The sequence below is a fragment of the Pseudomonas sp. BO3-4 genome (assembly GCF_034044115.1).
Taxonomy (GTDB): Bacteria; Pseudomonadota; Gammaproteobacteria; order Pseudomonadales; family Pseudomonadaceae; genus Aquipseudomonas; species Aquipseudomonas alloputida.
This window is the reverse complement of the sequence record NZ_CP139018.1, coordinates 1,754,666-1,777,291: the sequence shown is the minus strand read 5'-3', so window position 1 is coordinate 1,777,291 and position 22,626 is coordinate 1,754,666. Positions and strand designations below refer to the sequence as shown.

Genomic DNA, 22,626 nt, shown 5'->3' with positions numbered 1-22,626 from the left:
GGTCGCTCCTACGCTTGTTCCGGCCCATTAATGCCTGCGAGGGACGCGCGAACGCCTTGTTGGGACGCCACGATATGGCGCCCTTGCTCAACATTTGAAAGGCCTGCGCGGTCGCCCGTAGGAGCGGGTTCACCCGCGAAAGGGCCGGGCCTGCTGGCCAATCTCCACCCGCCGTTCACCGTTGCCGCCGCTACCGTATTCGCGGGTAAACCCGCCCCTACACCTGATCGGGGGTGGACACACATCGGTGATTGGGCGCAGGCCGTCGTAGGAACGGGTTCACCCGCGAAGAGGCCGGCACAGGCCACACAAAAACAGCAGACGAAAAAAAGCCCGCCAGTGTGAGAGCGGGCCAAAGGACCTACGAAGATTCTTCTAGCGACCAACTAGCTTCCACGATAGGTCGAATAGCTGTACGGCGAAATCAGCAGCGGCACATGGTAGTGCTCCTGCGACTCGTCGATGCCAAAGCGCAGCACGACAACATCCAGAAACGCCTGGGCCGGCAATTGCACGCCACGGGCGCGGTAGTAATCCCCAGCGCTGAACTGCAACTGGTAAACGCCAGTGCGGTAATCGTCCCCCTGCAACAGCGGCGCGTCGACGCGGCCATCGCTGTTGGTCAGGGCGGTGTTCACCAGCTCCAGCTGCTGGCCTTCGACGCGGTACAGCTCGACCTTGATCGAGCTACCCGGGCAGCCATGCGCGGCATCCAGTACGTGTGTGGTCAAACGTCCCATTGCGTGTCGCCTCTTGTTCAATCTGTGGGCAAAAAATACTCAGCCATCGCACCAGCTTAGCGCCTGCGGCAGGCGGGAATGACGTTATTAAGACATTCCAGCCAAGGATTGTACACAATTTTTTGATCCCCTCTGTCACACCCTCCCTTTGCTGCCCATAAACGACCCATCGGTCGCAAATACACGCACCATAACGATGCCAACCTCATTAGCTGACCAAACAGGCAGGTTTCTTGCACTGTATTTCCAGGTCGCTGTCAGGCGACAAAAGGGAAGAAATGCGGAAAAACAGGCTTACAAAAGATTTCAGAAGTTGTATACAATCAGCCCATCCGGTGGTGCGACATACCGACGCGGCCCGCCCACCCCCCGCACTAACGCACAAGAAGGAAGACTGCAGTGAGCGCTGATTACCCTCGCGACCTGATCGGTTACGGCAACAACCCTCCTCACCCGCAATGGCCGGGCAACGCCCGCATCGCGCTGTCTTTCGTCCTCAATTACGAGGAAGGTGGCGAACGCAACATCCTGCACGGTGACAAGGAATCCGAAGCCTTCCTGTCCGAGATGGTCGCTGCCCAACCCCTGCAGGGCCAGCGCAACATGAGCATGGAGTCGCTGTATGAATACGGCAGCCGTGCCGGTGTATGGCGCCTGCTGAAGCTGTTCAAGGACAGCGGCGTGCCACTCACCGTCTTCGCCGTGGCCATGGCCGCCCAGCGCCACCCCGACGTGATCCGCGCCATGGTCGAAGCCGGCCACGAGATCTGCAGCCACGGCTACCGCTGGATCGACTACCAGAACATGGACGAGGCCCAGGAGCGCGAGCACATGCTCGAAGCCATCCGTATCCTCACCGAACTCACCGGCGAGCGCCCGCTGGGCTGGTACACCGGCCGTACCGGCCCGAACACCCGCCGCCTGGTGATGGAGGAAGGTGGTTTCCTCTATGACAGCGACACCTACGACGACGACCTGCCCTACTGGGAGCCGAACAACCCCACCGGCAAGCCGCACCTGGTGATCCCCTACACCCTGGACACCAACGACATGCGCTTCACCCAGGTACAGGGCTTCAACTGCGGCGAGCAGTTCTTCCAGTACCTGAAAGACGCCTTTGATGTGCTGTACGCCGAAGGCGCCGAAGCACCGAAAATGCTTTCCATCGGCCTGCACTGCCGCCTGGTCGGCCGCCCGGCACGCCTGGCTGCACTCAAGCGCTTCGTCGATTACGCAAAAAGTCATGACCAGGTCTGGTTCGCCCGTCGCGTGGATATCGCCCGCCACTGGCACACCACCCACCCGTACAAGAAAGAGAACGCCTGATGACCGCCTTCAATACCCTCAAACCATCCGCCCTCGACCGCGACGCCTTCGTCAAGGCCTTCGCCGACATCTACGAGCACTCGCCGTGGGTTGCCGAAAAAGCCTATGACCTGGGCCAACTGGGCGAGCTGGACGAGATCGAGGCGCTGCACCAGCGCATGAGCGACATCCTGCTCAGCGCCAACCACGCTGACCAGCTCGCGCTGATCAATGCTCACCCGGACCTGGCAGGCAAGGCCGCCATCCAGGGCGAACTGACCGAATCGAGCACCAACGAACAGGCCGGTGCCGGTATCCACCAGTGCACCGCCGAAGAGTTCGCCCGGTTCACCGAACTGAACGATGCCTACAAGGCCAAGTTCCAGTTCCCGTTCATCATGGCGGTGAAGGGCAGTAACCGGCACCAGATTCTCGCCGCCTTTGAAAAACGCATCCACAACGATGCCGATGCCGAATTCAAGGAAGCCCTGGCGCAGATCAACCTGATCGCCCTGTTCCGCCTGCTGCAGCTGTAAGCAACAGCCGAACCTTATTCAGAAAACGAACAATAGAAGAGATAACCGCATGCGCACCCTGATGATCGAGCCCTTGACCAAAGAAGCCTTCGCCCAGTTCGGAGACGTGATCGAAACCGACGGCAGCGACCACTTCATGATCAACAACGGCTCGACCATGCGCTTTCACAAGCTCGCCACGGTCGAAACCGCCGAGCCTGAAGACAAGGCGATCATCAGCATCTTCCGCGCCGACGCGCAGGACATGCCGCTGACCGTGCGCATGCTGGAACGCCATCCGCTGGGCAGCCAGGCTTTTATCCCGCTGCTCGGCAACCCCTTTCTGATCGTGGTCGCGCCCGTTGGCGATGCACCTGTATCAGGCTTGGTCCGAGCCTTCCGCAGTAATGGCAGGCAGGGCGTTAATTACCATCGCGGCGTCTGGCACCACCCGGTGCTGACGATCGAAAAGCGGGATGATTTCCTGGTGGTTGATCGCAGTGGTTCTGGCAACAACTGCGATGAGCATTACTTCACCGAGGAACAGATGCTGATCCTCAATCCCCACCAATAAGAAAAGGTCAGTCATCTTCTCGGTGACTGGCAGAGGTACATACTGTGGAAGCACACCTTCACGAATGGCTGAACCTGAGCATTCGCTGGGTTCACATGATCACCGGCGTCGCCTGGATCGGTGCATCGTTCTACTTCGTCTGGCTGGAGAACCACCTGAACCGAAGCAACCCGCGCGATGGGTTGTCAGGTGATCTCTGGGCGATTCACGGCGGTGGTATCTACCACCTGGAGAAATACAAGCTCGCCCCCCCGAAAATGCCCGAGAACCTGCACTGGTTCAAATGGGAAGCCTACTTTACCTGGATGTCCGGTATCGCCCTGCTGTGCGTGGTGTTCTACTGGAACCCGGCGCTGTACCTGCTGGCGCCTGGCAGCACCCTGAGCGGTGCCGAAGGCGTGGCTATCGGTATCGGTTCGCTGATCGCTGGCTGGTTCATCTACGATTTCCTGTGCGACTCGCCCTTGGGCAAGAAGCCAGCGCTGCTCGGTGGTGTGCTGTTCGTGCTGATCATCGCTGCCTGCTGGGGCTTCAGCCTGGTGTTCAGCGGCCGTGGTGCCTACCTGCACACCGGCGCGATCATCGGCACCATCATGGTCGGTAACGTGTTCCGCATCATCATGCCGGCCCAACGCCAGCTGGTGGCGGCGATCGAGAACAACCAGACGCCCGACCCGGTACTGCCGGCCAAGGGCCTGTTGCGCTCGCGTCACAACAACTACTTCACCCTGCCGGTGCTGTTCATCATGATCAGCAACCATTTCCCGAGCACCTACGGTAGCCAGTACAACTGGCTGATCCTGGCCGGTATCGCAGTAGCCGCGGTTCTGATCCGCCACTACTTCAACACCCGCCACGACAGCAACAAGTACGCCTGGACCCTGCCCGTCGGCGCCTTGGCGATGATCTGCCTGGCCTACGTTACCGGCCCGAAACCGATAGCCGTAAGCCCTGAGCAAGCCGCAGCGAAGATCGAGTACCAACCGCTGCCGGCAACTGCCGTAGGCGGCAAGACCGCTGCCGAGCAGCGTGCCGAGGACGCCGCCAAGGCTGCCGAAGCACCCGCCGCACCTGCGCAGGCACCGGCCCAGGCCGCTGCCCAGGCCGGTGGTGGCGACTTCGACAAGATCCACAATGTCATCCAGGAACGCTGCACCGTGTGCCACTCGTCCAAGCCGACCAGCCCACTGTTCAGCGCCGCTCCTGCCGGCGTGATGTTCGACACTCCGCAGCAGATCCAGGCCCAGGCCGCGCGCATTCAGGCGCAAGCGGTTGCCAGCCAGATCATGCCGCTGGGCAACATCACCCAGATGACCACCGAAGAGCGCAAGCTCGTCGGCGACTGGATCGCCAAAGGCGCCCAGGTCAACTGACAGCACCTCGCCAGGCAACCCGCCCCCCAAGGGAATCACCGTCCCCTGTAGGAGCGGGCTTGCCCGCGAAGAGGCCGGTAGCCCCGGCCTCAGGCTTCATGTGTAACGCAACAAGCAAGCATCGAGCGCGCAGGCATGAGGCCTGCCGCTTGGATCCGAGAATAAAAACAAAACTCGAGGTGCTGCATGTCCGAGTCACGCAAGGCGTATATCCCCATTGCGCCGCCGCGAGAACCCTTGCCCCTGTTCCAACTGTTCCTGGTTGGCCTGCAACACGTTCTGCTGATGTACGGTGGCGCGATCGCCGTGCCGTTGATCATCGGCCAGGCCGCCGGGTTGTCCCGTGAAGAAGTCGCTTTCCTGATCAACGCCGACCTGCTGGTCGCTGGCGTCGCTACCATCATCCAGTCGTTCGGTATCGGCCCGGTGGGCATCCGCATGCCGGTGATGATGGGTGCCAGTTTCGCTGCCGTCGGCAGCATGGTGGCCATGGCCGGCATGCCCGGCGTGGGCCTGCAGGGGATCTTCGGCGCGACCATCGCTGCCGGGTTCTTCGGCATGCTGATCGCGCCGTTCATGTCCAAGGTTGTCCGCTTCTTTCCCCCACTGGTCACCGGTACGGTGATCACCTCGATTGGCCTGTCGCTGTTCCCGGTGGCCGTCAACTGGGCCGGTGGCGGCCAAGACGCTCAAACGTTCGGCTCGCCGATCTACCTGCTGGTGGCCGGCCTGGTACTGGCCGTTATCCTGCTGATCAACCGCTTCATGCGCGGTTTCTGGGTCAACGTGTCGGTACTGGTGGGCATGGGCCTTGGCTACATCCTGGCCGGCTCCATCGGCATGGTCGACCTGTCGGGCCTGAATGAAGCACCGTGGTTGCAGGTGGTCACCCCGCTGCACTTCGGCATGCCGACCTTCAGCCTGGCGCCGATCCTGTCCATGTGCCTGGTAGTGGTGATCATCTTCGTCGAGTCCACCGGCATGTTCCTGGCCTTGGGCAAGGTGACCGATCGCGAAGTCACCCCTGGCATGTTGCGTCGCGGCCTGCTGTGCGATGCCGGTGCGTCGTTCATTGCGGGCTTCTTCAACACCTTCACCCACTCCTCGTTCGCCCAAAACATCGGCCTGGTGCAGATGACTGGGGTGCGCTGCCGCTATGTCACCATCGTGGCCGGTGCACTGCTGATCCTGCTCAGCCTGCTGCCCAAGGCGGCCTTCCTGATTGCCTCGATCCCGCCCGCAGTACTGGGCGGCGCGTCCATCGCCATGTTCGGCATGGTCACTGCCACCGGGATCAAGATTCTTCAGGAGGCGGACATCGGCGACCGCCGCAACCAGCTGTTGGTTGCCGTGAGCGTCGGCTTCGGGTTGATCCCCGTGGTGCGTCCGGAGTTCTTTGCCCAGATGCCACAGTGGATGGAACCCATCACCCACAGCGGTATCGCCATGGCCACGGTCTGTGCCCTGGTGTTGAACGTTCTGTTCAACATCCTTGGCGGTGCCGACCGCGCAATGCACAACGACGTCTGTCACCAGCATTGAGCCAAAAGGGGCGGTGCATGACCGCCCCTCATCACCTCTGCAGTAACCGCTACGCCGTCGACCCGCCGGAATGGGTCGCCCGGGGCGCCTGCGCGCCAAAAAAACCGCCAACAAAAACAATAAGTCCGGGAATCACAACATGAAGCGCATCACCACGTCCCTGTTGTTGGGCAGCAGCCTGCTGGCCACCCTACCCTCGCACGCAGGCGAATGGCTGCAATGGCACGGCGAAAGCCTGACCTACCTGTACGGCAAGGACTTCAAGGTCAACCCTGATATCCAGCAGACCATCACCTTCGAGCACGCCAACAAATGGAAGTACGGCGACACCTTCATGTTCGTCGACAAGATCTTCTACAACGGCAAGGCCGACCCCGGCAAAGGTGTGACCACCTACTACGGCGAGTTCAGCCCACGCCTGTCATTGGGCAAGATCTTCGACCGCAAGCTTGCCTTCGGTCCGATCAAGGACGTGCTGCTGGCCATGACCTACGAGCGCGGTGAAGGCGACAACGAGGCCTACCTGATCGGCCCAGGCTTTGACTTGAACATCCCCGGCTTCAACTATTTCACCCTCAATTTCTACGTGCGTAACACCGAAGGCAGCCGCCCCGGTGACAATGTCTGGCAGATTACCCCCGGCTGGTCGTACACCCTCCCTGTCGGCCGGTCAGATATTCTGATCGACGGTTACATGGACTGGGTTACCGACAATGACCAGACCCGCCGTGGCACCTATCACGCCAACCTGCACTTCAACCCGCAGGTCAAATACGACCTGGGCAAGGCGCTGAACCTGGGTGCCAAGCAGCTCTACGTCGGCTTTGAATACAGCTACTGGAAAGACAAGTACGGCATTGACAGCCGCGGCAACCTGGACAGCAACCAGAGCGTGGCCAGTGCGCTGATCAAGGTGCACTTCTAGGAAGTTGACCAAACGCACAAGTTTGAATCACCCCGCTCCAGGACGGAGCACTTGAGGCGCGGCGCGCAAGCCAGTAATCTGCGCGCCCCCTCGATCAGGGCAGAACGGATTCTGCCTGCGTTTACTGACCGCTCAGTCAATGAATACGGGCGGTTGGCCAACGTGTTGCCAGCCTGAAAGACCCTTTTCATCCGTTCAGAACGAAGTCGAGCAGGAAGGTTTTGCCAACCCGGAAAAGTTGGCTCGACCCTTGCCAAACAGCTGTGGCCTATCGAAAAAAGCTGACTCAAAAGACAAAAAAAGCGCCGACACCGAGCGCTGACAACAGATCAATCAAGGGAGCGACACTCGCAATGCGTACTATCAAGAGCCTGATCCTCGCCGGCGGCCTGCTGGCCTGCGGCACCACCTTCGGCGGCGACCTGCTGCAATGGCAGAACAACAGCCTGACCTACCTGTGGGGCAAGAACTTCAAGGTAAACCCGGCGATTCAGCAAACCGTCACCTTCGAGCACGCCGATGGCTGGAAGTACGGCGACAACTTCATTTTCGTCGACAAGATCTTCTACCAGGGCCAGAAAGACGCCGGCAACGGCCCGAACACCTACTACGGTGAGATCAGCCCACGCCTGTCGTTCGGCAAGATTTTCGACCAGAAGATCGAGTTTGGCCCGGTCAAGGACGTGCTGCTGGCGATGACCTACGAGTTTGGCGAGGGTGACACCGAGTCTTACCTGATCGGTCCGGGCTTCGACCTGGCCATCCCGGGCTTCGACTACTTCCAGCTGAACTTCTACAACCGCACCACCGACGGCAGCCGCGCTGGCGACAACGTGTGGCAGATCACCCCGGTGTGGTCGTACACCATTCCGGTCGGTGATTCCGACGTGCTGATCGACGGCTTCATGGACTGGGTGGTGGACAACGACGAGAACCGCCGCGGCACCTACCAGGCCAACCTGCACTTCAACCCGCAGATCAAGTATGACCTGGGCAAGGCGCTGCACCTGGGCGAGAAGCAGTTGTATGTGGGTGTGGAGTACGATTACTGGAAGAACAAGTACGGCATCAAGGACAGCGATGCTTTCACTACCGACCAGAACACCATGAGCTTCTTGGTCAAGGTTCACTTCTGACCTGAGTTAGCGGGGCCGCTTTGCGGCCCATTCGCGGGTAAACCCGCTCCTACAGGGGACGCGCCGGGTTCAAGGCAAACGCGGTACCTGGTAGGAGCGGGTTCACCCGCGAACCGGGGCAAAGCCCCGGCAAAGCGCCTCAATTGGCCGGCCGAACCGCCCGCCACAATTTCCCCGCAACGCTTACCACCGCCAGCACCACAGCACCTGCGAGGACTCCGACCCCGCCGTTGAGCAACGCGCCGGTCAACGCCCCGCCACGCCCTTCGCTGAACGCCTCGATGGCATGATGCAGCGGCTCGATGCCATGCACCAGGATCCCACCGCCCACCAGAAACATCGCCGCAGTACCAATCACCGACAGGCTTTTCATCATGTACGGCGCCGCCCGCAGGATGCCGTTACCCACTGCCTGAGTCAGCCTGGAGGTTTTGCGGGCCATCCACAGCCCAAGGTCGTCAAGCTTGACGATCCCGCCTACCAACCCATACACACCAATGGTCATGACCACCGCAATGCCCGACAGCACGATGATCTGCTGGGTCAGCGGCGAGTCAGCCACGATACCCAAGGTAATGGCGATGATTTCCGCCGACAGGATGAAGTCGGTACGCACCGCCCCCTTGATCTTGGCTTTTTCAAAAGCCACCAGGTCAACACTGGCATCGGCAACAGCCTCCTTGCGCGCCGCGTGCTGTGCCTCATCCTCATCCTTGCTGTGCAAGAACTTGTGCGCCAGCTTCTCGAAACCCTCGAAGCACAGGAACGCGCCACCCAGCATCAACAACGGCGTAACCGCCCACGGTATGAACGCACTGATCAGCAGCGCGGCCGGTACCAGGATCGCCTTGTTGACGAACGACCCCTTGGCCACCGCCCAGACGACCGGAAGTTCACGATCGGCGCGCACGCCGGTGACCTGCTGAGCATTCAGCGCCAGGTCGTCACCCAGCACACCCGCAGTCTTTTTCGCCGCGACTTTAGTCATTAGCGAGACGTCATCCAGCAACGTGGCGATGTCGTCGATCAGTACCAGTAGACTGCTTCCTGCCATGTTTGCTTGTATCCAAATAAGTCAATGTGCCGGATTCTAGCCCAAAGCCGCTGCCTTGAGCGCCCGTCGAGGCCGGTGCTACCATGCCCGATCCCCCTTAGAGGTGGCCAGACACGAGGAAGATCCCTGACCATGAGCACCATTCGCGAGCGCAACAAGGAATTGATCCTGCGCGCGGCCAGCGAGGAATTCGCCGACAAGGGCTTCGCCGCCACCAAGACCAGCGATATCGCGGCCAAGGCCGGCCTGCCCAAGCCGAACGTGTACTACTACTTCAAGTCCAAGGACAACCTTTACCGCGAGGTCCTGGAAAGCATCATCGCGCCGATCATGCAGGCATCCACGCCGTTCAATGCAGACGGCGACCCGAAGGAAGTGCTGAGTGCGTACATTCGTTCGAAAATTCGCATTTCGCGTGACCTGCCCCATGCGTCCAAGGTGTTCGCCAGCGAGATCATGCATGGCGCGCCGCACCTGTCACCGAACCAGGTCGAGCAGTTGAACGAGCAGGCCCGGCACAACATCGAGTGCATCCAGCGCTGGATCGACCGCGGGCAGATCGCCCATGTGGACGCGCACCACCTGATGTTCAGCATCTGGGCGGCGACCCAGACCTATGCGGACTTCGACTGGCAGATTTCTGCGGTGACCGGCAAGGCCAAGCTGGCCGACAGTGATTATGACGCGGCGGCCGAGACCATTATCCGCATGGTGCTCAAGGGTTGTGAGCCAGAGGTGGCCTGACATGGCCAATGGGGACCGCATTCCACTGGGGTCGCACGCCCCTGTGGGAGCAACTGTCTTGCTCAATTTCTGAAAGCTGGCGCGATCCGTGTGGGAGCGGCCTTGCGTCGCGAAAGGGCTGCACAGCAGCCCCGGGGTTTCAGCGTCGATGCAAATAATGCCGGGGCCGCTTCGCGGCCCTTTCGCGACACAAGGCCGCTCCCACAGGCCGGTGTTCAGCCTCAGCCCAGCGCAGTGTCGAGAAACATCATCACCGCAAACCCGCCCATCAACCCTGGGTAATGGAGCTGGGTGCAGCGCTGGGCATCAAGGTCGAGCCGGCGCTGGAAGCCCTGAAAGTCGCCGTACACATCTAAAGCCTGGCGCAGTCCTTGTGGGGCCTTGTGTCGCGAATGGGCCGCAAAGCGGCCCCAGCTGACTTGAGCCTTACGCCGCTACCCCGGCATCTGCCCGCAACCCCACCTCCTCGATCGCACTGATCGCACACTGCTCGTCGATATCCGACGTATCGCCGCTGATCCCCACGGCACCCAGCACCTTGCCGTCCTGATCACGAATCAGCACCCCACCTGGCGCCGGCACCACCGGCCGCTCACCCATCCCGTTCAACGCGGCAAAAAAAGCCGGCCGCTGCTGCGCATCCAGCGCCAGCAAGCGCGACCCCTTGCCCAGGGCAATCGCACCCCAGGCTTTGCCAGTGGCCACTTCAGGGCGAATCAGGCTCGCGCCATCCTCGCGCTGCAGCGCCAGCAGGTGCCCGCCGGCATCCAGCACCGCCACGGTCAGCGGCGCGGCATTGATCTTGCGGCCCGCCACCAGCGCGGCATTCACCAGGCTGACGGCGACTTTCAGGTTAAGAACGTTCATGGAAAGGTCCTCTTCTTGTTGTGAGAAGCCCTAAGGGCAGTTGAAAACCGATTGGACAAATAGAACACAACGAGAGATATTTTTGTATACAATATTTTGAAAAGATCGTATGCGATGGCGCAAACCCTCGTTTTCACGGGCGCTCTGACGAAAGCCAACTTACCCGATGAAAACCCATTGACCTAAACCATCAGGCGTGAATACACTCTGTCGCAAAGCAAGTTGTATACAATTACAAAATCGATGAGGCACAAACCATGAGCAAAATGAGAGCAATCGATGCAGCCGTTCTGGTCATGCGCCGTGAAGGTGTAGATACCGCGTTCGGCATCCCGGGGGCTGCCATCAACCCGTTGTATTCGGCCCTGAAGAAAGTCGGTGGCATCGATCACGTCCTCGCTCGTCACGTCGAAGGTGCCTCGCACATGGCCGAGGGCTACACCCGCGCCAACCCGGGCAACATCGGTGTGTGCATCGGCACTTCCGGCCCTGCCGGCACCGACATGGTCACCGGCCTGTACAGCGCCTCGGCCGACTCCATCCCGATTCTGTGCATCACTGGCCAGGCGCCACGTGCCCGCCTGCACAAGGAAGACTTCCAGGCTGTCGACATCACCAACATCGTCAAGCCAGTGACCAAGTGGGCGACCACCGTTCTGGAGCCAGGCCAGGTGCCTTACGCCTTCCAGAAGGCCTTCTATGAAATGCGTACCGGCCGCCCAGGCCCGGTGCTGATCGACCTGCCGTTCGACGTGCAGATGGCCGAAATCGAATTCGACATCGATGCCTACGAACCACTGGCAGTCAACAAGCCATCCGCCACCCGCGTACAGGCCGAGAAAGCCCTGGCCCTGCTCAATGACGCCGAGCGCCCACTGCTGGTAGCCGGTGGCGGCATCATCAACGCCGATGCCAGCGACAAGCTGGTCGAATTCGCCGAACTGACCGGCGTACCCGTGATCCCGACCCTGATGGGCTGGGGCACCATCCCGGACGACCACGCCCAGATGGTCGGCATGGTCGGCCTGCAGACCTCGCACCGCTATGGCAACGCAACCCTGCTGAAGTCCGACCTGGTATTCGGTATCGGTAACCGCTGGGCCAACCGCCACACCGGTTCCGTCGATGTCTACACCGAAGGCCGCAAGTTCGTGCATGTCGACATCGAACCGACCCAGATCGGCCGCGTGTTCACCCCGGACCTGGGCATCGTTTCCGATGCTGGCAAGGCACTGGACGTGTTCCTGGAAGTGGCCCGCGAGTGGAAAGCCGCCGGCAAGCTCAAGTGCCGCAAGGCCTGGCTGGAAGAGTGCCAGGAGCGCAAGTCGAGCCTGCAGCGCAAGACCCACTTCGACAACGTGCCGGTCAAGCCGCAGCGCGTCTACGAAGAAATGAACCAGGTATTCGGCAAAGACACCTGCTACGTCAGCACCATCGGCCTGTCGCAGATTGCCGGCGCGCAGTTCCTGCATGTGTACAAGCCTCGCCACTGGATCAACTGCGGCCAGGCCGGCCCGCTGGGCTGGACCATCCCTGCTGCGCTGGGCGTGGTCAAAGCCGATCCGAAGCGCAAGGTTGTGGCGCTGTCCGGTGACTACGACTTCCAGTTCATGATCGAAGAACTGGCGGTGGGTGCGCAGTTCAACCTGCCGTACGTGCACGTGCTGGTCAACAACGCCTACCTGGGCCTGATCCGTCAGGCGCAGCGTGGCTTCGACATGGATTACTGCGTACAACTGGCGTTCGAGAACATCAACTCGACCGACGCTGCCACCTACGGTGTCGACCACGTCGCCGTGGTCGAAGGCCTGGGTTGCAAGGCCATCCGTGTGTTCGAGCCAGCAGAAATCGCCCCTGCCCTGATCAAGGCACAGAAGATGGCCGAAGAGTTCCGCGTGCCGGTGGTGGTTGAAGTGATTCTCGAGCGTGTGACCAACATTTCCATGGGCACCGAGATCAACGCGGTCAACGAATTCGAAGACCTGGCCCTGGTCGGCAACGACGCGCCAACCGCCATCTCGCTGCTGGACTGATCGCCTGACGCCCCCAGGCACGCCCTGGGGGCCTTCATCGCAAGGAGACAACTCATGCCTCGCTTCGCTGCCAACCTGTCCATGCTGTTCACCGAACAGGACTTCCTGGCCCGCTTCAAGGCTGCCGCCGATGCTGGTTTCAGCGGCGTCGAATACCTGTTCCCGTACGACTTCAGCGCTGCCGACATCAAGCAGCAGCTGGAAGCCAACGGCCTGACCCAGGTGCTGTTCAACCTGCCTGCCGGCGACTGGGCCAAAGGTGAGCGCGGTATCACCTGCCACCCTGACCGCGTCGAGGAATTCCGCGCGGGTGTCGACAAGGCCATCGAATACGCCAAGGTGCTGGGCAACACCCAGGTCAACGCCCTGGCCGGCATTCGCCCACAAGGCCCGGACTGCGCCACTGTGCGCAAGACCTTCGTCGAGAACCTGCGCTACGCCGCTGACAAGCTCAAGGGCGCCGGTATTCGCCTGGTCATGGAAATGATCAACACCCGCGACATCCCAGGCTTCTACCTGAACACCACCCAGCAGGCCCTGGAAATCCAGGCCGAGGTGGGCAGCGACAACCTGTTCCTGCAATACGACATCTACCACATGCAGATCATGGAAGGTGACCTGGCTCGCACCATGGAAGCCAACCTGAAACTGATCAACCACATCCAGCTGGCCGACAACCCCGGCCGCAATGAACCAGGCACCGGCGAGATCAACTACCGCTTCCTGTTCGAACACCTGGACCGCATTGGCTACCAGGGCTGGGTGGGCGCGGAGTACAAGCCCAAGACCACCACCGAAGCAGGCCTGGGCTGGCTAAAAACCCACAACGCAATCTGAGGAACAACTCGGGACCCTGTGGGAGCGGGCTCGCCCGCGAACACCGGCAAAGCCGGTGCCATCCACCGAGTTGTCTGCTTCGCGGGCGAGCCCGCTCCCACAGGGGGCCAAAGCTTGCTTGAGATATCACAATTACAAAGAGGTAATCTCTCATGGCTAAAATCGGTTTCATCGGCACCGGCATCATGGGCAAGCCCATGGCCCAGAACCTGCAAAAAGCAGGTCACAGCATCTTCGTTTCCACCCACCACGACGCCGCGCCAGCCGACCTGATCGCCGCCGGTGCCGTGGCCCTGGCCAACCCGAAAGAAGTTGCCCAGGAAGCCGAATTCATCATCGTCATGGTTCCCGACACCCCGCAGGTCGAAAGCGTCCTGTTCGGTGAAAACGGCGTGGCCGAAGGCGTTGGCCCGAACAAGGTGGTGATCGACATGAGCTCGATCTCCCCTACCGCTACCAAAGCCTTCGCCGAAAAAATCAAGGCTACCGGTGCCGCCTACCTGGACGCCCCAGTGTCCGGTGGTGAAGTCGGCGCCAAGGCCGCGACCCTGAGCATCATGGTCGGTGGCTGCCCGAAAGCCTTCGAGCGCACCCTGCCGCTGTTCGAAGCCATGGGCAAGAACATTACCCGGGTCGGTGGCAACGGTGACGGCCAGACCGCCAAGGTCGCCAACCAGATCATTGTCGCCCTGAACATCCAGGCTGTGGCCGAAGCCCTGCTGTTCGCCGCCAAGAACGGCGCCGACCCTGCCAAGGTGCGTGAAGCACTGATGGGCGGCTTTGCTTCGTCGAAAATCCTCGAAGTGCACGCCGAGCGCATGATCAAGGGCACCTTCGACCCAGGCTTCCGCATCAACCTGCACCAGAAGGACCTGAACCTGGCCCTGCAAGGCGCCAAGGAACTGGGCATCAACCTGCCCAACACCTCCAATGCCCAGCAAGTGTTCAACACCTGCCAGGCACTGGGCGGCGGCAACTGGGACCACTCGGCGCTGATCAAAGGCCTGGAGCACATGGCCAACTTCTCGATCCGCGACGACAAATAAGTCGTTTTTAGCCTTCACTGGCCTCTTCGCGGGTAAACCCGCTCCTACCAAAGACCGCACAATCGCTCAGAGCTGTGCATGTAGGAGCGGGGCTTGTCCGCGAAGAAGCCAACGCCGTTGAACCTGCGACCACAGGCCCAATGGTGGCATCGAGCAACACCCGCCCCTGGTTCGGCCTGCACGGAGGCAGTTCCAGGGGCGTTTTTGATTCTGCAGAACAACAATAATTGGGAGCCTGCCATGTCGGTCGATCCGCAAAAACTTCTCCGCGAACTGTTCGACACAGCCATCGCCGCCGCCCACCCCCGTCAAGTCCTCGAACCCTACCTGCCCGCCGATCGCAGCGGCCGGGTTATCGTCATCGGCGCCGGCAAGGCCGCAGCTGCCATGGCCGAAGTGGTCGAGAAAAGCTGGCAGGGCGAAGTCTCCGGCCTGGTCGTGACCCGTTACGGCCACGGCGCCAACTGCCAGAAGATCGAGGTGGTCGAAGCCGCCCACCCGGTCCCGGACGCTGCCGGCCTGGCGGTGGCCAAGCGCGTGCTGGAACTGGTCAGCAACCTCAACGAAGAAGACCGCGTCATCTTCCTGCTGTCTGGCGGTGGCTCGGCGCTGCTGGCCCTGCCTGCCGAAGGCCTGACCCTGGCCGACAAGCAGCAGATCAACAAGGCGCTGCTGAAATCCGGCGCCACCATCGGCGAGATGAACTGCGTGCGCAAGCACCTCTCGGCGATCAAGGGCGGGCGCCTGGCCAAGGCCTGCTGGCCGGCCACGGTCTACACCTATGCCATTTCCGATGTACCGGGCGACCTCGCCACGGTCATCGCTTCCGGCCCCACCGTGGCCGACCCTAGCACCTCGGCCGACGCCCTGGCCATCCTCAAACGCTACAACATCGAAGCGCCCAAAGCGGTCATCGACTGGCTGAACAACCCGGCCTCGGAAACCGTCAAGGCCGATGACCCGGCCCTGGCCCGCAGCCACTTCCAGTTGATCGCCAAACCCCAGCAGTCGCTCGAGGCCGCCGCGGTCAAAGCCCGTCAGGCCGGTTTCAGCCCGCTGATCCTCGGCGACCTGGAAGGTGAATCGCGCGAAGTGGCCAAGGTGCATGCCGGTATCGCCCGGCAAATCGTTCAGCACGGCCAGCCGCTCAAAGCGCCCTGCGTGATCCTGTCGGGTGGCGAAACCACCGTGACCGTGCGCGGCAATGGCCGTGGCGGGCGTAACGCCGAGTTCCTGCTCAGCCTCACCGAAAGCCTCAAAGGCCTGCCGGGCGTGTACGCCCTGGCCGGTGACACCGACGGCATTGATGGCTCGGAAGAAAACGCCGGCGCCTTGATGACCCCAACCAGCTACGACCGCGCCGAAGCATTGGGCCTTTCGGCCAGCGACGAGCTGGACAACAACAACGGCTACGGCTACTTCGCCGCGCTGGATGCGCTGATCGTCACCGAACCGACCCGCACCAACGTCAACGACTTCCGCGCCATCCTGATCCTCGAGACTGCCCAATCATGACGCCTGATAAAAAAGTTAAGATCCTCGCCACCCTTGGCCCTGCGATCAACGGCATCGACGATATCCGCCAGCTGGTCGAAGCCGGGGTGAACATCTTTCGCCTCAACTTCAGCCATGGCGAGCATGCCGACCACGCCCTGCGCTACCAGTGGATCCGCGAAGTCGAGCAGCAACTGAACTACCCGCTGGGCATCCTCATGGACCTGCAAGGGCCGAAGCTGCGCGTTGGCCGCTTCGCCGAAGGCAAAGTGCAGTTGCAACGCGGGCAGGCCCTGCGCCTGGACCTGGACAAAACCCCGGGCGACAGCCGCCGGGTCAACCTGCCGCACCCCGAAATCATCGCCGCCCTCGAGCCCGGCATGGACCTGCTGCTGGACGACGGCAAACTGCGCCTGCGCGTGACCGCCAAGCACAGCGACGCGATTGACACCGAGGTGCTGAACGGTGGCGAGCTTTCCGACCGTAAGGGCGTCAACGTACCGCAAGCGGTGCTCGACCTCTCCCCACTCACCGAAAAAGACCGCCGCGACCTGGCCTTTGGCCTGGAGCTGGGTGTGGACTGGGTCGCCCTGTCGTTCGTGCAGCGCCCTGAGGACATCGTCGAAGCGCGCCAGCTGATTGGCGACCGCGCCTACCTGATGGCCAAGATCGAGAAACCATCGGCCGTCGAGCAACTGCAAGCCATCGCCGAGCTGGCAGACGCGATCATGGTGGCCCGTGGTGACCTGGGCGTGGAAGTACCGGCCGAGAGCGTGCCGCAGATCCAGAAGCGCATCATCGGCACCTGCCGCCAGCTGGGCAAACCCGTGGTGGTGGCCACGCAGATGCTCGAGTCGATGCGTTTCTCGCCAGCGCCAACCCGTGCCGAAGTCACCGACGTGGCCAACGCGGTGGCCGAAGGTGCCGATGCAGTGATGCTGTCGGCCGAAACCGCCTCGGGTGATTACCCGCTCGAAGCCGTGCAGATGATGAGCAAGATCATCCGCCAGGTGGAGAACGGCCCGGACTACCAGGCCCAGCTCGACGTCGGCCGGCCAAAGGCCGAAGCGACCGTGTCGGATGCCATCAGCTGCGCCATCCGCCGCATCAGCGGCATCCTGCCGGTGGCGGTGCTGGTCAACTACAGCGAGTCGGGTGCCTCGACCCTGCGCGCGGCACGCGAGCGGCCACGGGCACCGATCCTCAACCTGACGCCGAACCTGAACACCGCACGCCGCCTGAGCGTGGCTTGGGGTGTGCATTCGGTGGTCAACGACCGCCTGCGTCAGGTCGACGAGGTGGTTTCCACCGCCCTGGAGATTGCCCAGGCGCAAGGCATGGCCAGCCGTGGCGACACGCTGCTGATCACCGCTGGCGTGCCTTTCGGCAAGCCGGGTACGACTAACACACTGCGGATCGAGACTTTGATCTGAGATTGCCGGGGGCGCGTTGCGCCCCTTTCGCGACACAAGGCCGCTCCCACAGGGCCACGCTGGCACAAGGGAATGCGATCCCTGTGGGAGCGGCCTCGTGTCGCGATTGGAGGGCAAAGCCCTCCCCGAATACCGCTCTACCCGACCGCGGAAAACCGAGGCCCAAAGAGGCCCACCGCTCCCCCATCAACCTCACTGACTGCCCCATGTACACCAAAAATTTCGTCAACCCGTGCCCCGACTGGGCCACGGCGTTACTCAACGGTTTCAGCCAGGTGCTGCTGCTGCGCAACCCCCTGTGCGGCCTGTGCTGCCTGCTTGCCATCCTGCTGACGGCGCCCAACCTGGTCGGCGGCGCGCTGCTTGGCGCCCTGGCCGGCCTGCTCACCGCCCAGGCACGCGGCTATGACCGTGCCGACCGCCAGGCCGGGCTGTACTGCTACAACGGCGTGCTGATCGGCATCCTGATCAGCGCCGTGCTGCCCTGGTCGGTCATATTGCCCCCCCTGATCATCGCCGCCGGCGGCCTGTCCAGCATCATCACCCACCAGTGGCGCAAGCGCGGCGGCAAGTTGCTGGTCGCCTACACCGCGCCATTCGTGCTGCTGGGCTGGGGCACACTGCTAGTCGTCAGCCCCTCACCCAGCGGCTTCGTCGAAGCTGACCCGCTGTACGCGTTGGCCCGCGGCGTGGGCCAGATCTTCCTGCTCGACCAGCCCTTGGCCGGGTTGCTGATCATCGTCGGCATGTTCATCGCCAACCCCTATGCGGCGCTGTGGGCGGTGATCGGCTCGGCCATTGGTGGCGGCGTGGCGTTGCTCGCCGACCAGGCGCAGGCCGCCTGGTTAGGCCTGTACGGCTTCAATGGCGCACTGGCGGCACTGGCCTTCAGCAGGCAAGGTGAAAAGCCCTGGGTGACGGTGCTGGCCATTGCCCTGGCGCTGTTGCTACAACCGCTGCTCAACTTGATGCCCATTGCAGGGCTGACAGCGCCGTTCGTACTGGCCTGCTGGCTGATGCATTCGGGCAACCACTTCTGGCAGCTTCTGCTGCGTCGGAATATATGGCGTCTACATAACTGAAGGCCAAAACACATCGGATGTGCAGGACTCTGTCAGCCACGCTGTGCCACTTACCCATGACCAAAGGATGCCAGCGCCTGGATATCCAATACCTGGCGTGCGCCCTGCTCCCTGATAAACGCCATGGAGTGCTCGATATCGGCAATCTGAGTGTTCTGGGCCCGCTGATGATTGGGAATCATCTGGTCCAGACTCATTGGCTGAGTGCCCGGCCTGTGTTCCCAGTGCCAATGGTTATGCCAAGGCGCTCCAAGCTCATCGATAGTTGGCCCTTGTGACGGAACGCCTGCTACTGTCGCTACGGGACGTATCTTCACAGGCGCGCCACTGAAATCTTCGGTGGTGCCAGAGCCGCTAAAATCAACGACTTCACTCGAAACAGTGCGCGCAAGCTGATACTTGCCGGGACCATTTTTGAACGCCGGTGAAACTCGATCATCTATCGCTTTTACAGGACTGACCACGGCCACTCGCCTTGCCCGCCCCGGCAAACGTTTCAAAATGCCTGTTCCACCAGTCGGGTCCAAGCGATTGACCGGATCACCTTGGCAATAGGAATACGTGTTGACCCCACCCTTACCGAACGGACTCAACACGTCAGGGCTGAAAAAGCGCATAAGTGCAGGGCAATAGAACCGATACCCGTTGCCCAGAGCATAGCCTTGCAGCACCTCTTCCTTCCTCTCGCCATTGAACCCCAACGCAGTGCCCGACCCCTTCTGCAAAAAGCCGTAAGCGTTATATGACAGTGTTCGCCCAGCCAAGCCCCGTGGTTCAGTTACCCTTTTCATGACCATCTCACACACTTTCCCGTGCCTGACGCTATTCTGCGCCCACCACTCAGATACCTAGAACTGGCATTTTTGCCAGTTCAGCCTGTTGCAGGCCCGGACACTGACCTTTTAGGCTTGTTGCTTACGCATCCGGATCACAAGCCATGCAAACCCCGCAATCAATACGCGAGCGGCTCTTCGTCATCGTCTTCCAGACCGACACCGTAGCCGGTCGCCGCTTCGACAAGATCCTGTTGCTGATCATCCTGGCCAGTCTGGTCACGGTGATCCTCGACAGCATCGATGAGGTGCACCAGGGCTACGCGGGCCTGCTGGCCGGTATCGAGTGGGGCTTTACCGCGATCTTCCTGGCCGAATACATCACCCGCCTGTACTGCTCGCCCAAGCCACTGCGCTATGCCTTCAGTTTCTACGGCCTGGTCGATTTACTGGCGATCGTGCCGGGGATCCTCGCGCTGTACTACAGCGACGCCCAGTACCTGCTCATCATCCGGGTCATCCGGATGCTGCGGATCTTCCGTGTACTCAAGCTCAGCCCGTACCTCAAGCAGGCCCATTACCTGATGGAGGCGCTACGCGGCAGCAAGCAGAAGATCATCGTGTTCCTGGTGACGGTATCGACGCTGGTGACCGTGTTCGGCACGCTGATGTACGTGATCGAAGGGCCTGAGCATGGTTTTACCAGCATCCCCAAAGGCATCTACTGGGCTATCGTTACCCTGACCACCGTGGGCTTTGGCGACATCGTGCCGAAGACGCCGCTGGGGCAGGTGCTGTCGTCGCTGGTGATGATTACCGGTTACTCGATCATTGCCGTGCCGACCGGCATCTTTACCGCCGAGCTGGCCAATGCCATGCGTGGGGAGCAGCTGCAGCATGATTGCCCGACCTGCCACAAGAAGACCCACGAGCATGGGGCAGCGTTCTGTTCTCGCTGTGGGAATGGGTTGTTTCCCAAAGCGTGACAGCGCCTGCGCCGGCCTCTTCGCGGGTAAACCCGCCCCTACAACAGGCCCGGACCGTGCGCGGTCCCCGTAGGAGCGGGTTTACCCGCGAAGAGGCCGGCACAGGCAGAAGCATAACCAAAGCATTTTTTGTTCTTTAACCCGTATAAACCCACCCGCTATAGTCGCAGGCAATCTGCCCCAACACCCTTCAAGAACAAGGAAGCAACGTGAAAAAACTCTTCACCGCCTCGCTGCTCGCCGCAGGCCTGGCCCTGGGCAACCTCGCCCAGGCCGCCCCCACCCTGCTCAACGTTTCCTACGACGTGATGCGCGACTTCTACAAGGACTACAACCCGGCCTTCCAGAAGCACTGGGAAGCCGAGCACAACGAGAAGGTCAACGTGCAGATGTCCTTCGGCGGTTCGAGCAAGCAGGCCCGTGCGGTGATCGATGGCCTGCCGGCCGATGTCATCACCATGAACATGGCCACCGACATCAACGCCCTGGCAGACAACGGCAAGCTGGTGCCCGACAACTGGGTAACCCGCCTGCCGAACAACAGCGCGCCGTTCACCTCGGCCACTGTGTTCATCGTGCGCAAGGGCAACCCGAAAGCCCTGAAAGACTGGCCCGACCTGCTCAAGGACGGTGTCCAGGTGATCGTGCCCAACCCGAAAACCTCGGGTAATGGCCGCTATACCTACCTGTCGGCCTGGGGCTACGTACTCAAGCAAGGCGGCGATGAAAGCAAAGCCCGCGACTTCGTCGGCAAGCTGTTCAAACAGGCACCCGTGCTGGACACCGGTGGCCGTGCCGCCACCACCACGTTCATGACCAACCAGATCGGTGACGTGCTGGTCACCTTCGAGAACGAAGCCGAGATGATCGCCCGCGAGTTCGGCCGCGACCAGTTCGAAGTGGTCTACCCAAGCGTATCGGCCGAAGCCGAGCCACCGGTGACGGTGGTCGACAAGGTAGTGGACAGGAAAGGCACCCAGGCCGTGGCCGAGGAATACCTGAAGTACCTGTGGTCACCCGCAGCCCAGGAGATCGCCGCCAACAACTACCTGCGCCCGCGTGATGCGACGGTACTGGCCAAGTACACCGACCGCTTCCCGAAAGTGGACTTCCTGTCGGTGGAGAAAACCTTCGGTGACTGGCGTACCGTGCAGAAGACCCACTTCAATGACGGTGGGGTGTTTGACCAGATCTATACCGGTCAGTAACGCACAAGCAACATCAAACCCGGCGGAACACCAAGGCCTTCAGCCCCCCCGCCGGGTCAACGTCCGGAAACTCCGGCGGGTTTTCCAGGCGTTCGACATAAGCCAACGAAGGCGCCTGCTCTGCCATGCCTTCAATCAGAAACTCAGGCCCGATCCCCGGGTCGTTGACACACGCCAGCACCGTCCCGCCTTCGCTCAACAACTCAGGCAAACGCCGCAGGATCTTTGCGTAATCCTGGGTCAGCACAAAGCTGCCACGCTGGAAGGTTGGCGGGTCGATGATGATCAGGTCATAAGGCCCGTACTTGCGCACCTTGCCCCACGACTTGAACAGTTCATGCCCCAGGTACGCCACCCGTGATGCATCGTGGCCATTGAGGCGATGGTTGTCCCGGCCCCGCGACAGGGCCGACTTGGCCATGTCCAGGTTCACCACCTGCTCAGCGCCACCGGCAATCGCTGCCACGGAAAAGCCGCAGGTATAAGCGAACAGGTTCAGCACGCGCTTGCCCGCCGCCTGCTCGCGCACCCAACGGCGGCCATAGCGCATGTCGAGGAACAGGCCATTGTTTTGCCGCACGCCCAAGTCCAGCAGGTAGGTCAGGCCGTCCTCGATCACTTCGCGTTGCTGGCACGGCTCACCCAGCAGCCACTGGCCCGGGCTGTCGGGCAGGTAGCGGTGCTGGATGATGACCGCCTGCCCCGTCCACTGCGGACGCGCGGCCAAGCTGCGCAGCATGGCTTCCAGTTCGGCGAGCTGGCCTTCGGGCGGCTCACGGAACAAGGCGACCGACAGCACGCCCTGCAGCCAGTCGACGGTGACCTGCTCCAGGCCCTGCCAGCAGCGGCCACGGCCGTGAAACAGGCGGCGGGTTTCCTGTGGGGCAGGGTCGAGGGCGGCAAGCAGGTGTTGCTCAAGGGTGTCGATGGGCGAGGTCATGGCGGATCGCAGGCTGGCA

The 22,626-nt window shown here is 61.6% G+C and carries 22 protein-coding genes; 16 read left to right on the top strand and 6 right to left on the bottom strand.

What is annotated here, in order from left to right; translation table 11 throughout:
- Positions 1-386: 386 nt before the first annotated feature.
- Complete coding sequence (gene uraH / locus REH59_RS08300) at positions 387-740, bottom strand: hydroxyisourate hydrolase (protein WP_003254328.1); 354 nt, start codon at positions 738-740, stop codon at positions 387-389.
- A gap of 399 nt (positions 741-1,139) precedes the next feature.
- Between uraH and puuE the strand changes: the two genes are divergently transcribed.
- The 7 genes from puuE (at position 1,140) to REH59_RS08265 (ending at position 8,110) form a co-directional block, all read left to right on the top strand.
- On the top strand, positions 1,140-2,066 hold the full coding sequence (puuE, locus tag REH59_RS08295; RefSeq protein WP_003254330.1) for an allantoinase PuuE: 927 nt from the start codon (positions 1,140-1,142) through the stop codon (positions 2,064-2,066).
- The gene (gene uraD / locus REH59_RS08290; protein WP_004576924.1) at positions 2,066-2,581 is read left to right on the top strand and encodes a 2-oxo-4-hydroxy-4-carboxy-5-ureidoimidazoline decarboxylase; all 516 of its coding nucleotides are present in this window, start codon (positions 2,066-2,068) and stop codon (positions 2,579-2,581) included. Before puuE ends, uraD begins: the two co-directional genes overlap by 1 nt.
- 49 nt (positions 2,582-2,630) lie before the next feature.
- Positions 2,631-3,134, top strand: a complete 504-nt coding sequence (locus REH59_RS08285) for an ureidoglycolate lyase (RefSeq protein WP_003254333.1) — start codon at positions 2,631-2,633, stop codon at positions 3,132-3,134.
- A gap of 44 nt (positions 3,135-3,178) precedes the next feature.
- On the top strand, positions 3,179-4,507 hold the full coding sequence (locus tag REH59_RS08280) for a urate hydroxylase PuuD (RefSeq protein ID WP_014859066.1): 1,329 nt from the start codon (positions 3,179-3,181) through the stop codon (positions 4,505-4,507).
- A 186-nt stretch (positions 4,508-4,693) separates the two neighbouring features.
- The gene (locus REH59_RS08275; RefSeq protein ID WP_003254336.1) at positions 4,694-6,049 is read left to right on the top strand and encodes a nucleobase:cation symporter-2 family protein; all 1,356 of its coding nucleotides are present in this window, start codon (positions 4,694-4,696) and stop codon (positions 6,047-6,049) included.
- A 139-nt stretch (positions 6,050-6,188) separates the two neighbouring features.
- Positions 6,189-6,974: an outer membrane protein OmpK gene (locus REH59_RS08270; protein WP_003254337.1), complete on the top strand. Its 786-nt coding sequence runs from the start codon at positions 6,189-6,191 to the stop codon at positions 6,972-6,974.
- Between the two features lie 353 nt (positions 6,975-7,327).
- Complete coding sequence (locus tag REH59_RS08265; protein WP_003254339.1) at positions 7,328-8,110, top strand: outer membrane protein OmpK; 783 nt, start codon at positions 7,328-7,330, stop codon at positions 8,108-8,110.
- Positions 8,111-8,249: 139 nt separating this feature from the next.
- Here REH59_RS08265 and REH59_RS08260 read toward each other — a convergent pair whose 3' ends face one another.
- A complete protein-coding gene (locus REH59_RS08260; protein WP_014859065.1) occupies positions 8,250-9,164 on the bottom strand; it encodes a DUF808 domain-containing protein in 915 nt (304 codons plus the stop codon).
- Positions 9,165-9,296: 132 nt separating this feature from the next.
- On the opposite strand from REH59_RS08260, the gene REH59_RS08255 reads away from it, so the two are divergent.
- Positions 9,297-9,908, top strand: a complete 612-nt coding sequence (locus REH59_RS08255) for a TetR/AcrR family transcriptional regulator (RefSeq protein WP_014590197.1) — start codon at positions 9,297-9,299, stop codon at positions 9,906-9,908.
- A 221-nt stretch (positions 9,909-10,129) separates the two neighbouring features.
- Here the strand turns inward: REH59_RS08255 and REH59_RS08250 are convergent, their stop codons facing one another.
- Both REH59_RS08250 and REH59_RS08245 read right to left on the bottom strand, forming a co-directional pair.
- Positions 10,130-10,258 carry a hypothetical protein gene (locus REH59_RS08250; protein ID WP_014754328.1) on the bottom strand — a complete coding sequence of 43 codons (129 nt, stop codon included), beginning with the start codon at positions 10,256-10,258 and terminating at the stop codon, positions 10,130-10,132.
- Positions 10,259-10,334: 76 nt separating this feature from the next.
- A complete protein-coding gene (locus tag REH59_RS08245) occupies positions 10,335-10,775 on the bottom strand; it encodes a GlcG/HbpS family heme-binding protein (protein ID WP_010955037.1) in 441 nt (146 codons plus the stop codon).
- A 257-nt stretch (positions 10,776-11,032) separates the two neighbouring features.
- Here REH59_RS08245 and gcl point away from each other — a divergent pair, with 257 nt between their 5' ends.
- From gcl to REH59_RS08215, 6 genes are all read left to right on the top strand, one after another.
- Positions 11,033-12,808: a glyoxylate carboligase gene (gcl, locus tag REH59_RS08240; protein ID WP_003254345.1), complete on the top strand. Its 1,776-nt coding sequence runs from the start codon at positions 11,033-11,035 to the stop codon at positions 12,806-12,808.
- Positions 12,809-12,862: 54 nt separating this feature from the next.
- Positions 12,863-13,645 (top strand): hydroxypyruvate isomerase, encoded by a 783-nt coding sequence (gene hyi / locus REH59_RS08235; RefSeq protein ID WP_012051673.1) that lies wholly within the window; start codon positions 12,863-12,865, stop codon positions 13,643-13,645.
- A gap of 152 nt (positions 13,646-13,797) precedes the next feature.
- Positions 13,798-14,691 carry a 2-hydroxy-3-oxopropionate reductase gene (locus REH59_RS08230; RefSeq protein WP_003254347.1) on the top strand — a complete coding sequence of 298 codons (894 nt, stop codon included), beginning with the start codon at positions 13,798-13,800 and terminating at the stop codon, positions 14,689-14,691.
- A gap of 240 nt (positions 14,692-14,931) precedes the next feature.
- Positions 14,932-16,206 (top strand): glycerate kinase type-2 family protein, encoded by a 1,275-nt coding sequence (locus REH59_RS08225; protein ID WP_014590193.1) that lies wholly within the window; start codon positions 14,932-14,934, stop codon positions 16,204-16,206.
- A complete protein-coding gene (gene pyk, locus REH59_RS08220; RefSeq protein ID WP_003254349.1) occupies positions 16,203-17,618 on the top strand; it encodes a pyruvate kinase in 1,416 nt (471 codons plus the stop codon). The genes REH59_RS08225 and pyk overlap by 4 nt, the downstream gene beginning before the upstream one ends.
- A gap of 206 nt (positions 17,619-17,824) precedes the next feature.
- On the top strand, positions 17,825-18,700 hold the full coding sequence (locus REH59_RS08215; RefSeq protein ID WP_014860670.1) for an urea transporter: 876 nt from the start codon (positions 17,825-17,827) through the stop codon (positions 18,698-18,700).
- Between the two features lie 50 nt (positions 18,701-18,750).
- Here the strand turns inward: REH59_RS08215 and REH59_RS08210 are convergent, their stop codons facing one another.
- The gene (locus REH59_RS08210) at positions 18,751-19,491 is read right to left on the bottom strand and encodes an RHS repeat-associated core domain-containing protein (RefSeq protein WP_128573924.1); all 741 of its coding nucleotides are present in this window, start codon (positions 19,489-19,491) and stop codon (positions 18,751-18,753) included.
- 146 nt (positions 19,492-19,637) lie between these two features.
- On the opposite strand from REH59_RS08210, the gene REH59_RS08205 reads away from it, so the two are divergent.
- Together REH59_RS08205 and REH59_RS08200 are read left to right on the top strand one after the other, a co-directional pair.
- Positions 19,638-20,459, top strand: a complete 822-nt coding sequence (locus tag REH59_RS08205) for an ion transporter (RefSeq protein ID WP_014860673.1) — start codon at positions 19,638-19,640, stop codon at positions 20,457-20,459.
- Positions 20,460-20,668: 209 nt separating this feature from the next.
- Positions 20,669-21,667 (top strand): sulfate ABC transporter substrate-binding protein, encoded by a 999-nt coding sequence (locus REH59_RS08200; RefSeq protein WP_003254353.1) that lies wholly within the window; start codon positions 20,669-20,671, stop codon positions 21,665-21,667.
- Between the two features lie 13 nt (positions 21,668-21,680).
- On the opposite strand, the gene REH59_RS08195 is transcribed toward REH59_RS08200, so the two are convergent.
- Positions 21,681-22,607 (bottom strand): class I SAM-dependent methyltransferase, encoded by a 927-nt coding sequence (locus REH59_RS08195; RefSeq protein WP_405124443.1) that lies wholly within the window; start codon positions 22,605-22,607, stop codon positions 21,681-21,683.
- Positions 22,608-22,626: the final 19 nt, after the last annotated feature.

Coding starts and splice junctions, on each gene's coding strand:
- uraH (WP_003254328.1), bottom strand. CDS start 740: ATGGGACGTTTGACCACACACGTACTGGATGCCGCGCATGGCTGCCCG.
- uraD (WP_004576924.1), top strand. CDS start 2,066: ATGACCGCCTTCAATACCCTCAAACCATCCGCCCTCGACCGCGACGCC.
- REH59_RS08285 (WP_003254333.1), top strand. CDS start 2,631: ATGCGCACCCTGATGATCGAGCCCTTGACCAAAGAAGCCTTCGCCCAG.
- REH59_RS08275 (WP_003254336.1), top strand. CDS start 4,694: ATGTCCGAGTCACGCAAGGCGTATATCCCCATTGCGCCGCCGCGAGAA.
- REH59_RS08270 (WP_003254337.1), top strand. CDS start 6,189: ATGAAGCGCATCACCACGTCCCTGTTGTTGGGCAGCAGCCTGCTGGCC.
- REH59_RS08265 (WP_003254339.1), top strand. CDS start 7,328: ATGCGTACTATCAAGAGCCTGATCCTCGCCGGCGGCCTGCTGGCCTGC.
- REH59_RS08260 (WP_014859065.1), bottom strand. CDS start 9,164: ATGGCAGGAAGCAGTCTACTGGTACTGATCGACGACATCGCCACGTTG.
- REH59_RS08255 (WP_014590197.1), top strand. CDS start 9,297: ATGAGCACCATTCGCGAGCGCAACAAGGAATTGATCCTGCGCGCGGCC.
- REH59_RS08245 (WP_010955037.1), bottom strand. CDS start 10,775: ATGAACGTTCTTAACCTGAAAGTCGCCGTCAGCCTGGTGAATGCCGCG.
- gcl (WP_003254345.1), top strand. CDS start 11,033: ATGAGCAAAATGAGAGCAATCGATGCAGCCGTTCTGGTCATGCGCCGT.
- hyi (WP_012051673.1), top strand. CDS start 12,863: ATGCCTCGCTTCGCTGCCAACCTGTCCATGCTGTTCACCGAACAGGAC.
- REH59_RS08230 (WP_003254347.1), top strand. CDS start 13,798: ATGGCTAAAATCGGTTTCATCGGCACCGGCATCATGGGCAAGCCCATG.
- REH59_RS08225 (WP_014590193.1), top strand. CDS start 14,932: ATGTCGGTCGATCCGCAAAAACTTCTCCGCGAACTGTTCGACACAGCC.
- pyk (WP_003254349.1), top strand. CDS start 16,203: ATGACGCCTGATAAAAAAGTTAAGATCCTCGCCACCCTTGGCCCTGCG.
- REH59_RS08215 (WP_014860670.1), top strand. CDS start 17,825: ATGTACACCAAAAATTTCGTCAACCCGTGCCCCGACTGGGCCACGGCG.
- REH59_RS08210 (WP_128573924.1), bottom strand. CDS start 19,491: ATGAAAAGGGTAACTGAACCACGGGGCTTGGCTGGGCGAACACTGTCA.
- REH59_RS08205 (WP_014860673.1), top strand. CDS start 19,638: ATGCAAACCCCGCAATCAATACGCGAGCGGCTCTTCGTCATCGTCTTC.
- REH59_RS08195 (WP_405124443.1), bottom strand. CDS start 22,607: ATGACCTCGCCCATCGACACCCTTGAGCAACACCTGCTTGCCGCCCTC.